Consider the following 11,653-nt stretch of genomic DNA (forward strand, 5'->3'; position numbering starts at 1 on the left):
TCATTCCCGCCGCTTTTGGTTTTCTGAATATCTTATATTTACTTATATCTTAGCGCTATTTGCACCTTTTTGAATGTCAGGCTATATGTAACTCTGACAATAACCTGTTCGGAGATGATAACTTGCGCATATTCAAAAATTTGAATTGTCTTGCTTGTCTTCTGGCAGGGTCTTCTGCAGTTGGAAGTGATTGTCTTCTGGGGGGATTTCTTCAGGTCAGTAACTAGGAGGGGTAAGTATGGGTCGTATAGCATCCCATATCGGTTGGGCCCTACTTGCAGTAGTCGGAGCTTTTGCTCTTGGCTATGTTGCATTAAATAGGGGTGAGACGATCAATGCTCTTTGGATTGTCGTCGCAGCAGTTTCTATCTATCTCGTCGCCTATCGTTATTACAGTTTATACATCGCAAAAAATGTCATGGGTCTTGATCCAACGCGTATGACGCCGGCCTGGCGCCATAATGACGGCCTTGACTATGTTCCAACAAATAAAAACGTTTTGTTCGGTCACCACTTTGCCGCTATTGCCGGTGCTGGTCCGCTTGTCGGTCCTGTGCTAGCAGCGCAGATGGGTTACCTTCCTGGCATGCTCTGGCTGATTGCCGGTGTTGTGCTTGCCGGTGCGGTACAGGACTTCATGGTTCTGTTCGTTTCCATGCGTCGTGATGGTCGCTCCTTGGGTGATCTTGTGAAGATGGAACTCGGTTTTATCCCGGGTGTACTTGCACTGTTCGGTGCATTCATGATCATGATCATCATTCTGGCCGTTCTTGCCCTGATTGTTGTTAAGGCTCTTGCCGACAGCCCATGGGGTACATTCACGGTTATGGCCACAATCCCGATAGCTCTGTTTATGGGTATCTATACCCGTTACATTCGACAGGGCCGTATTGGTGAAGTATCGCTCATTGGTCTGGTTATGCTGCTTGCTGCCATTATCGTTGGTGGCTGGGTGCATGATAGTGCCGAATGGAGCCAGGTCTTCCACTTTAACGGTGTTCAGCTGACATGGATTCTGATCGGCTATGGCTTTGTTGCCGCCGTTCTACCAGTCTGGCTGCTGCTGGCCCCACGTGACTACCTGTCGACCTTCCTCAAGATTGGTACGATTGTTGGTCTGGCCATCGGTATTCTGATTGTTCGTCCGAACCTTGAAATGCCTGCTCTGACACAGTTCGCTTCCAGCGCACATGGTCCGGCATGGACAGGCAGCATGTTCCCGTTCCTGTTCATCACCATCGCCTGTGGTGCGGTCTCTGGTTTCCATGCTCTGATTTCTTCCGGTACAACACCGAAGATGCTTGAGAATGAAACCCATGCCCGTTTCATCGGTTATGGCGGCATGCTCATGGAATCCTTCGTTGCGATCATGGCTCTTGTCGCTGCTTCGGTTATTCAGCCAGGCATCTACTTCGCCATGAACAGCCCGGGTGCACTCATCGGTACAACACCGGAAAGTGTAGCCCAGGTTATCAACGGCTGGGGCTTTGTGCTGACACCGGACATGCTGACACAGATGGCTAAGGATGTTGGTGAAAACTCCATCATCTCCCGTGCCGGTGGTGCGCCAACACTTGCTGTTGGTATGGCGCATATCATGCATCAGGTGATTGCTGGTGAAGGTATGATGGCCTTCTGGTATCACTTCGCCATTCTGTTCGAAGCACTCTTCATCCTGACGGCTGTGGATGCCGGTACACGTTCTGGCCGCTTTATGCTGCAGGATCTTCTGGGTACCTTCGTTCCAGCTCTGAAGAAGACAGACAACCTTGGTGCGAACCTTCTTGCAACCGGCCTTTGCGTGGCTGCATGGGGCTACTTCCTGTATCAGGGTGTGGTTGATCCGCTTGGTGGTATTAACACCTTGTGGCCATTGTTCGGTATTGCCAACCAGATGCTTGCCGCTATGGCACTCGTCCTTTGTGCGGTTGTTATCGTTAAGATGAAACGCGCTAAGTACGTCTGGGTCGCTCTGGTTCCAACAGCCTGGCTGCTTATCACCACGATGTCTGCCGGCTGGCTCAAGGTCTTTTCTGCAGATGCCAAGATTGGCTTCCTTGCCGTTGCCGATGCCGCAAAAGCTTTGATGGCTGAAGGTAAGGTCATGGGTCTGGCCAAGAATGCTGGCGATATGGAACGTATCATCTTCAACAATCGTCTTGATGCTGGCTTGACGCTGGTATTCATGTTCATTGTTCTGAGCGTGACAGTCTATGGTATTCTGGCTATTATGAAGGCCAACAAAGAGAATAAGCCAACCGCTGCAGAAGTTCCTTATGAGCGTCTGCCAGAAGGTGCCAAGGCTATTTCTTAAACTAAATCCGGGACCGGCAGTTATGCCGGTCCCTCGTCTCTTAGAAGGTAACAGGCAATGTTCCAGAATCTTGCAAAAGCAGGACGCTATCTCGGACAGACAGCCCGTCTCATGGTCGGGGTTCCAGATTATGATACCTATGTTCAGCATATGCGTCTTAAGCATCCGGATAAACCTTACATGACTTATGAAGAGTTTTTCCGCGAACGTCAGGAAGCGCGTTATGGTGGCAAAAACGGCGGCCGCTGCTGCTGATCAGGTGCATCCCGCAAGGGTCACCCCGTGTTTTTCAAGGTGGCCGTTAAAGGCCACCTTTTTATTTGGATAAACTGATGACAGACATGCAACTCGTACCTGTAACTGTTCTGACCGGGTTTCTTGGTTCAGGTAAAACGACATTGATCAACTATCTTCTTGAGCAACACCCGGAAGAAAAGATTGCGATTGTCGAGAACGAGTTTGGTGCCGTCAATATTGATAGCGCATTGCTTAAGCCACAGACTGGTGTTGAAATTATTGAACTCTCGAGTGGTTGCATCTGCTGTTCTGTCAGAGGAGAGCTGACGGAAGCACTTCATGACCTTTTGAGCCGCCGGGATCAGGGAACACTCAAGTTTGATCGCCTGATTTTGGAAACAACGGGTCTGGCCGATCCCGCGCCGGTTGTTCAGACCTTCTTTGTTGATGAGCAGCTGCGTGAACGTATTGCACTTGATGCTGTTGTGACATTGGTTGATTGCGAACACGCCAATCGGCAAATGGATGAAAACCGTGTGGCTGTTTCGCAGGTTGGATTTGCAGATCGCCTTATTCTGACAAAGGTGGATCGCGTAGATGCTGCGGCAAAAACCAAGCTTGTTGAACGTCTTCGCAAGATCAATGCCCGTGCTGAAATTATCGAGGCAGATCATGGACGTTTGCCGCGTGCCGCTTGGATTGATGTGGCAGCCTTCAATCTGGATGATGCCCTGAAAGTTGACCCGTCGTTTCTTGAGAAACCGCAGGATGATGAGAATGAGCACTCATGGGAAGATAACATTCAGTCGCGGGTTTATCAGGCTGGTGAACTGGATATCGGTCTGATTGGCAACTTCATGGAAGAAACGATTGAACGCTTTGGCAATGATATGCTGCGCTATAAAGGAATCTTCGCGATTGCCGGAGAGCCACGCCGTCTGATTGTTCAAGGAGTTCATAAGGTGGTTGGCTTCGATTATGGCTCAGAGTGGCAACCGGAAGAGACACGTGGCTCAACTCTGGTTATCATCGGCCGCGAGCTGCCAGTTAAGGATATCCGGGAAGGATTTCGCGCCTGCGAAGATCACTAGTTTTCAGTCGTTTTTGCAGGTGCCAAGTATAACAAAAAATTCCTGATTTCATCCGTTCTGCCTCTTGTTGAGGGAAGAGCGAATGACCATCTCTAGTACAGACGCTTTGAATAAGGTCTGTTGCTACAGATGCAGATTATGGGCCCGTGGGGACGTGGTTTGCACTGGGAAGGAAGAAATTATGAATTTTGAAAAATATACTGAACGCGCTCAGGGGTTCATTCAGTCTGCTCAGATGCTTGCTTCACGTGAAGGACATCCGCAACTGACACCGGGACATGTTCTGAAAGTTTTACTTGATGATCCGGAAGGTTTGGCGGCCGGTTTGATTGACCGTGCTGGTGGCCAATCCCGACAGGCACTGAACAGTATTAATGAGTGGCTGGCGAAACAGCCAAGTGCTTCTGGTGCCGCCTCACAGCCGCAGGCAAGCCGTGATCTGATAAAACTGTTCGATGCAGCTGAAAAACTGGCTGACAAGGCTGGCGATTCCTATGTCACTGTTGAGCGCATTCTGCTGGCTCTGGTGATGGAGAAGGAAAGTGAGGCTGGCCGTATTCTCAGTGCTGTCGGTGTTACACCGCAGAACCTTAACTCGGCTATCAATGCCCTGCGTAAAGGCAGAACGGCAGATAACGCATCTGCTGAAAGCTCTTATGATGCGTTGAAGAAATATGCCCGCGATCTGACGGAAGCTGCCCGTGAGGGTAAGCTTGATCCTGTCATCGGTCGTGATGAAGAAATCCGCCGCACGGTGCAGGTTCTCTCCCGCCGTACAAAAAATAATCCCGTACTTATTGGTGAGCCAGGCGTTGGTAAAACGGCTATTGTCGAAGGGCTGGCCTTACGCATCATCAATGGTGACGTGCCTGAAAGCCTGCGTGATAAGCAGCTGCTTGCGCTGGATATGGGTGCGCTGATTGCCGGTGCCAAATACCGGGGTGAATTTGAAGAGCGTTTGAAAGCCATTCTCTCGGAGGTTACGGCTGCCAATGGTGATATCATCCTTTTCATTGATGAAATGCACACACTGGTGGGTGCTGGTAAAACAGATGGCGCGATGGATGCATCGAACCTTCTGAAGCCCGCACTTGCCCGTGGTGAGTTACATTGCGTCGGTGCAACAACTCTGGATGAATACCGCAAGCATGTTGAGAAAGACGCCGCCTTGGCACGTCGTTTCCAGCCTGTGTTCGTCAGTGAGCCAACCGTTGAGGATACGGTTTCTATCCTGCGCGGTATCAAGGAAAAGTATGAACAGCATCACGGTGTCCGTATTGCGGACAGCGCGCTTGTTGCTGCAGCAACGCTTTCCAATCGCTATATTACCGACCGCTTCCTTCCGGATAAAGCGATCGACCTTGTTGATGAGGCTTCCTCACGTTTGCGGATGCAGGTGGATTCAAAGCCGGAAGAACTGGATAGTCTCGATCGCGACATCATCCGCCTAAAAATCGAAGGTGAAGCCCTCAAAAAAGAGAATGATGTTGCATCCAAGGATCGTCTGCAAAAGCTTGAAAAAGAGCTGGCCGATCTGGAAGAAAAATCTGCGGCTATCACCTCTCGCTGGACTGCGGAGAAAGATGCTCTTGGACGTGTTGCAGAGCTGAAAAAGAAGCTTGATGATGCACGTAATGAACTGGCTCAGGCCCAGCGTCTTGGTCAGTACCAGAAGGCAGGCGAGCTGGCTTACGGCGCTATTCCGGACATGGAAAAAGAGCTGAAGACGCTTGAAGAGCAGGCTGAAGGCAAAGGTGGCATGATGGAAGTTGCCGTCACACCTGATGATATTGCGCAGGTTGTCTCACGCTGGACGGGTGTACCGGTTGACAAGATGCTCGAAGGTGAGCGTGAAAAGCTTCTGCATATGGAAGATAGTCTGTCTAAACGGGTGATTGGTCAGAAAGAGGCTGTTGAGGCTGTCTCGACAGCGGTGCGCCGTGCCCGGGCTGGTCTGCAAGACCCGCATCGCCCAATCGGATCATTCATGTTCCTCGGACCGACAGGTGTTGGTAAGACAGAGCTGACCAAGGCGCTGGCAACCTTCCTGTTTGATGACGAGACAGCACTGATCCGCATGGACATGTCGGAGTATATGGAGAAGCATTCTGTTGCGCGTCTGATTGGTGCACCTCCCGGTTATGTGGGTTACGAAGAAGGTGGAGCGCTGACAGAAGCTGTACGGCGTCGCCCGTATCAGGTTGTACTGTTTGACGAGATTGAGAAGGCGCACCCTGATGTCTTCAATGTCTTGTTACAGGTTCTTGATGATGGCCGTCTGACAGACGGGCAGGGCAGAACGGTAGACTTCCGCAATACGCTGATCATCATGACATCCAACCTTGGTGCTGAATACCTTGTGAACCAGCCTGAAGGTCAGGATTCTGAAGTTGTGCGTGAAGAGGTTATGTCTGTGGTGCGTTCGCACTTCCGGCCAGAGTTCCTTAACCGTGTTGATGACATCATCCTGTTCCACCGCCTGCAGCGTGAGCAGATGGGTGCGATTGTCGACATTCAGATTGCCCGCCTCCAGCGTCTTCTTGATGACCGCAAAATCATTCTTGATATTGACGAGAGTGGCCGTAACTGGCTCGCTGATAAAGGGTATGACCCTGCCTATGGCGCACGTCCACTGAAACGTGTCGTTCAGAAGTATGTCCAGAACCCACTGGCTGAACAGATATTGGCCGGAACAGTTTATGATGGCTCAACTGTTAAGGTTCATGCCGGTGAAGATGGTCTGATGGTTGGCAATGTTGGTGTTTCTGGAGAGAAACGGCCCTCTGATGCCATGCTTAACTGAGTGAGTTAAAAAGATCCCCCACCAACCGGCTGGGGGATTTTTCTATTACCTGGCCTGCCCTTTAAGGGCGATTGCAACCCCTGTTGCAGCAATTGCCATTCCGACGATCTGTAGCGGTAAAAGCTCTTCTCTAAAAATAAAGTAAGCCATGAGAGCTGATGTTGGTGGTACAAGATAAATGATGCTGGCCACACTTGCGACTGCGCCTTTACGGATCATGGTCAGCAATAGCAGAATAGCCCCGATTGATAATCCGAATACGGACCAGAACCAGCCAAGGAAAAGGTCGGTCGTGATTTCAAACTGCATGGTTTCTGTCATGAGGGCGACAGGTAACGTAACAATGAATGCGGCTATATATTGTACGACTGTGTTGGTAACAAGGTTTATGGAGGCACCGTTTTTCTTCTGCCAGATCGTACCAAAAGTAATTGAGAACATTGCACATAGGCACACAATCAATGCTGAGAATGTAAAGCCATTTTGTCCCCCCAGTTTGGGAACAATCACGAGGCAGGCTCCACATAATCCAATCAGAACACCCGACCATTGCTTACGTGATACTTTTTCGCCAAGTAACGGACCGACGAGAGCAGCTGTTGCGATGGGCTGAAGCCCGGCAACAAGGGCCGCAATGCCACTGGGCATGCCGTGTTTTACCGCCCAGAAAACGCCTCCCAGATAAATGCCATGCAACAGAATACCCGCAATCATACTGTTGCGTATATCGCGTCTGTTATCCGGCCAGGGGGCTTTAAGAATAATAGCAATGATTGCCAGAACGATGCCTGCTCCCATATAGCGCCCGAGCATGAAGGTCAGGGGCTCAATATGTGGTGCGACCAGACGGGCGACAATAAAGCCTGTGGCCCAGATGATTACAAAGAGAATTGGCATAGCCAGAGCTTTGACGGGCCCGGAAGATTGCATGTTTGTTCACTCATGAATGATGAGGGAGTGTAGAAACAGATTTATCGTTCTGCATACTAGCTAAAAGATTTAAGAGATGGGGTTTATACACCGCAACATGGCTAGTGTTTGAAAATACTGCGCTAGATGTATAGCATATTGCAATTATGCAGTTCGTTAAGACTGCCTGTTATATGAGTATTTTGTAAGTGGTTGGTTTTTTCTGATGCCGCCATGGAGGAGATCATGCGCAGCATCCTGACAATTATCTGGCTGTCTTTTCTGCGGTTTAATCGCCATGATGGCTGGGCGATCGCCAGCCATATTTCGCTTTCATTGCTGATGGCTTTATTTCCATTCCTGATCGTGCTGACAGCTATTGCCAGTCTGGTGGGGCAGACAATGCTTGCAACACAGGCCATTGACCTGATGATGGATGGCTGGCCTCAGGCTGTCTCAGAGCCTATTCTTCATGAAATTCATGCCATCATGACAGGTAGCAGGGCTGGGGTTGTTACTTTTGGTGTGATCTTTGCCATCTATTTTGCATCAAGTGGTGTTGAAGCCCTGCGTATTGGAATGAACCGCGCCTATGGAGTTCGTGAGAAACGGGCATGGTGGCTGGTTCGTCTTGAATCAATCGGTTATGTGCTGGCAGGTGCCGTTCTGCTCCTTGTTGTTGCATTCTTACTGGTTATGGGGCCTCGACTTTGGTTGGCAATTGAAGATATCTGGCCGAAGGCTGCTGATTTTATACCGCAATGGAACGCTGGTCCGCGCCTTTTGGCAGCCACCGGTATTATCATTCTGGCTTTGATTGTGGCGCATAAGGTTATTCCGGCAGGTTACAGGAGTATTCTTTCCGTTGTGCCCGGAATTATCACAACCTTTGTTTTATGGCTTTGTGCTGGAATAGGGTTTGGGTGGTATCTCAGCCTGTATCCAGGAGCCTATAGCTCGACCTATGGCAGTCTTGCGACAGCGATGGTTGTTCTGGTTTTCGTCAATATGCTCGCGGCTATTTTCATTTTTGGTGGTGAGATTAATGGGCTGCTTTCACGTAAAACGTATATCACGCGAAAGCAGGATTAAGGGTTGTTTTATTTAGCCCGTATTGCGCTGATCAGATCGGTATAAAGATCATCAACTGATTCAATACCGACAGACAGGCGTAACAGGTCTGGTGGGCAGGGGCTGCCAGCACCTTCAATGGATGCGCGATGTTCAATCAGGCTTTCAACGCCGCCTAAAGATGTGGCGCGTTTCCATAACTGCACACGGGCTGCTGTTTTTATAGCGGCCTGTTCACCACCTTTCAGGCGAATGGACAGCATATAGCCAAAGCCATTTTCCATCTGCTTTCGGGCAACCTCATGCCCCGGATGGGAATGCAGGCCTGGGTACAGTACAACTGCAATATCCGCGTCCTGTTCAAGCCTCTGTGCGAGAACCATTGCATTCATGGATTGTGTTGCCTGCCGGACGTGCAGGGTGCGCATGCCGCGTAAAAGCAGATAAGCCTCAAAGGGACCGATAATCGCCCCCTGACTTTTACGGATCATTTTAATCCGCTCGAAAAAGGTATCTGCCACTTTTCCTGCAATGACACCGGCCACGACATCTGAGTGCCCGTTCAGAACCTTTGTCGCGGCGTGCATGACAATATCAGCACCAAGGTTGAGAGGTCGGGTATGATAGGGGGAAGCTGTTGTGGAATCGACAGCAAGTCTGGCTCCTGCTTTATGGGCGATATCCGCAGTTGCTGCGATATCAGTAATACCCCAAAGCGGATTTGATGGTGTTTCAATCCAGATCAGTTTTGTCTTGTTGGGAAGGATAGCTGCTTTGACTGCGTCAGTATTCTCGACATCCACGAAGTCAACAAGAAGCCCCCAGCGTTTCGCCTCTGTTGCCAGCCAGTGGCGTAAAGCCCAATACATCACCTTGGGGGCAATGATGTGGTCTCCCGGTTCAAGTGCCTGAAAAACTGCCGTTGCTGCGGCCATGCCTGATGAGAATAATATTGCACCCGCATCAGCATCTTCGAGCATTGCAAGAACGGCTTCAGCCTCATGAACGGTTGCATTATCCGGGCGACCATAAACGTATCCTGAGGAATAGCCATTGTCCTCATCGCGGATATAGGTCGTGGATAGATGAATAGGTGGAGTAATGCCCTTGGTAATTGGATCTATGGAGCCGAGCGCCTGTGCTGCAAGGGAGCGTTTTGACCATTTTTCCGGTCGTTCTGTTGGAAAGGGATGCTCGGGTTTATTCTGATCGTTTCCTTTAGGGCTCATTTATTTCTCCCAGGAGAGTTTGTGGAGCTTGTCTATGACAGGTATGAAAAGCCCGTCTCGGAAACAGTGACAAAAGTCACCCCAGAATTAGGCTTACCGTCTTTTTCAAATCAACCAGTGTAAAAGGTTTTGTCAGGACATCGGTTACAATGCCGGAAAGGGAAGATGCACGTTCTCTTTGCTCGGCAAAGCCGGTCATCAGCAGAATAGGAATTTGTGCATTCTGCTGGCGAACCATATGTGCAAGCTCAATGCCGTCCATAATAGGCATACGGATATCTGTCAGAAGGAGGTCAAATTTCCCCCCTTCTGCGATGAACAGGTCTATACCGTCCTCTCCGTCTGAAGCTTCAAGGACCGTATGGCCATCCGTTTCAAGCGCTCTTTTGACGAAGGCCCGTACCGGGTCTTCATCCTCCACCAGGAGGATGCGTGCCATTTCAGGCTCCTCCGAACATATCCGGTTCTTGATCTACGTGATCAACGACGCCAACGAATGGAAGTTCCCGATAATAATGGGCGATATCCATGCCATAGCCGACAACGAAAAGATCAGGGCAGGTGAAGCCGACAAAATCTGCCCCAATGCTGACGGCGCGTTTATTTGGCTTTTCAAGCAGGACAGTTGAGAAGACTCGGTTTGCGCCGCGAGCCATCAGAAGATCTTTGGCAAAAACCAGTGTCCGGCCAGATTCGAGAATGTCATCGACGAGCAGAACGTCACGACCCTTCACAGAACTTTGGACGTCACGCAAAATCTCAACCTGACCAGATGAAGTGGTGCCATCACGATAGCTTGAAAGGTGAACGAATTCGACCTGTGGCATCAAGCCGACTCGGTGCAGCGAGCGCAGCAGGTCTGATGCGAACATAAAGCTGCCCTTGAGAATAGCCACAACCAGAAGGTCTTTCGGCTCAACAGCAGCAATTTCCTTTGCAAGCTCATCATTGCGCTTTGCAAGAGTTGCTTCATCAAACAGAACGCGGATACGGGGAGTCGAAGTCATGAATTTTCCACACTGCAATTACTGATAGATCGTTTTGGAACTAATCCGCCCGCTCCTTACCACGAAATAGACAGGATTGGGTGAAAAACCTTGATGTCGATAACAGAATATTGGCCGACAGATCGCATGATAGTTGGCTAATCGTTAATGATCTACTGGCAATATGCATATTATAGCGAATAGACACGTTACCCATGGTTAAGGTTTTCATTATAGGGTGCGTGTTATCTGAGTACGCTTGGCAGGGTTTAAGCCTTGCTCGGTAAAGAAATGGGTTGGCACAAGAGTTGGCTGATTACAAAGAGAATCAATTCAAAATGGTACCTCCAGCGGTACAATTTGAAAATGTGGGCATACGTTATGGTATGGGCCCCGAGGTTCTGCGTGACCTGAGTTTCTCAATTCCGCCCAACTCATTCCAGTTTCTGACGGGGCCGTCCGGCGCTGGCAAGACAACCCTTCTGCGTTTGATTCTTCTCTCTATCAAGCCAACCCGTGGGTTGATCTCCGTCTTTGGTAAAGATGTTTCCCGTATCTCCAATGATGAGCTGACAGATGTCAGGCGCAAAATGGGGGTCGTGTTTCAGGAATTCAGGCTGCTGGATCATCTGACAACCTATGAGAATGTTTCTCTGCCCTTAAGGGTGCAGGGTAAGGATGAAGCCAGTTACCGCAATGAGGTTGTTGAGCTTCTTCATTGGGTTGGTCTTGGGGACAGAATGCATGTTCTCCCGCCTGTTCTCTCTGGTGGTGAGAAGCAGCGAGCTGCTATTGCGCGTGCCTTGATTGTTCGCCCTGCTATGCTTCTGGCCGATGAGCCAACCGGTAACGTTGATCCATCACTGGCCCGACGTCTGTTACGGCTGTTTGTTGAGCTCAATCGTCAGGGAACATCAATTGTTATTGCAACCCATGATCTTGGGTTGATGGATCTTGTTGATGCCCGTCGCCTTGTGCTTGGCGATGGTTATTTGCATATAGACGGGTGAAAG

The 11,653-nt window shown here is 49.9% G+C and carries 10 protein-coding genes; 6 read left to right on the forward strand and 4 right to left on the reverse strand.

Translation table 11 applies throughout. From position 1 onward, the window contains the following. The first annotated feature begins 238 nt into the window (after positions 1-238). From WJT86_RS11185 to clpB, 4 genes are all read left to right on the forward strand, one after another. A complete protein-coding gene (locus tag WJT86_RS11185) occupies positions 239-2,314 on the forward strand; it encodes a carbon starvation CstA family protein (protein WP_346337659.1) in 2,076 nt (691 codons plus the stop codon). A 57-nt stretch (positions 2,315-2,371) separates the two neighbouring features. Further along, positions 2,372-2,569, forward strand: a complete 198-nt coding sequence (locus WJT86_RS11190) for a YbdD/YjiX family protein (RefSeq protein WP_346337660.1) — start codon at positions 2,372-2,374, stop codon at positions 2,567-2,569. 77 nt (positions 2,570-2,646) lie between these two features. Continuing rightward, on the forward strand, positions 2,647-3,642 hold the full coding sequence (locus tag WJT86_RS11195) for a CobW family GTP-binding protein (protein ID WP_346337661.1): 996 nt from the start codon (positions 2,647-2,649) through the stop codon (positions 3,640-3,642). Positions 3,643-3,823: 181 nt separating this feature from the next. Next, positions 3,824-6,445, forward strand: a complete 2,622-nt coding sequence (gene clpB, locus WJT86_RS11200; protein ID WP_346337662.1) for an ATP-dependent chaperone ClpB — start codon at positions 3,824-3,826, stop codon at positions 6,443-6,445. 45 nt (positions 6,446-6,490) lie between these two features. Here the strand turns inward: clpB and WJT86_RS11205 are convergent, their stop codons facing one another. Continuing rightward, positions 6,491-7,375 (reverse strand): DMT family transporter, encoded by an 885-nt coding sequence (locus tag WJT86_RS11205; RefSeq protein ID WP_346337663.1) that lies wholly within the window; start codon positions 7,373-7,375, stop codon positions 6,491-6,493. Positions 7,376-7,600: 225 nt separating this feature from the next. Between WJT86_RS11205 and WJT86_RS11210 the strand changes: the two genes are divergently transcribed. Continuing rightward, entirely contained in the window at positions 7,601-8,446 is an 846-nt protein-coding gene (locus tag WJT86_RS11210) for a YihY/virulence factor BrkB family protein (RefSeq protein WP_346337664.1), read from the forward strand. An 8-nt stretch (positions 8,447-8,454) separates the two neighbouring features. Here the strand turns inward: WJT86_RS11210 and WJT86_RS11215 are convergent, their stop codons facing one another. The 3 genes from WJT86_RS11215 to hpt form a co-directional block, all read right to left on the reverse strand. Continuing rightward, positions 8,455-9,654: a trans-sulfuration enzyme family protein gene (locus WJT86_RS11215; RefSeq protein ID WP_346337665.1), complete on the reverse strand. Its 1,200-nt coding sequence runs from the start codon at positions 9,652-9,654 to the stop codon at positions 8,455-8,457. Between the two features lie 76 nt (positions 9,655-9,730). Further along, complete coding sequence (locus WJT86_RS11220; protein ID WP_346337666.1) at positions 9,731-10,093, reverse strand: response regulator; 363 nt, start codon at positions 10,091-10,093, stop codon at positions 9,731-9,733. A gap of 1 nt (position 10,094) precedes the next feature. Continuing rightward, positions 10,095-10,661 carry a hypoxanthine phosphoribosyltransferase gene (gene hpt, locus WJT86_RS11225; protein ID WP_346337667.1) on the reverse strand — a complete coding sequence of 189 codons (567 nt, stop codon included), beginning with the start codon at positions 10,659-10,661 and terminating at the stop codon, positions 10,095-10,097. 317 nt (positions 10,662-10,978) lie between these two features. On the opposite strand from hpt, the gene ftsE reads away from it, so the two are divergent. Further along, positions 10,979-11,650: a cell division ATP-binding protein FtsE gene (gene ftsE, locus WJT86_RS11230; protein WP_346337668.1), complete on the forward strand. Its 672-nt coding sequence runs from the start codon at positions 10,979-10,981 to the stop codon at positions 11,648-11,650. The last annotated feature ends 3 nt before the right edge of the window (positions 11,651-11,653 follow it).

This window comes from Hohaiivirga grylli (assembly GCF_039655745.1).
In the GTDB taxonomy this organism is placed as follows: Bacteria; Pseudomonadota; Alphaproteobacteria; order Rhizobiales; family Beijerinckiaceae; genus Hohaiivirga; species Hohaiivirga grylli.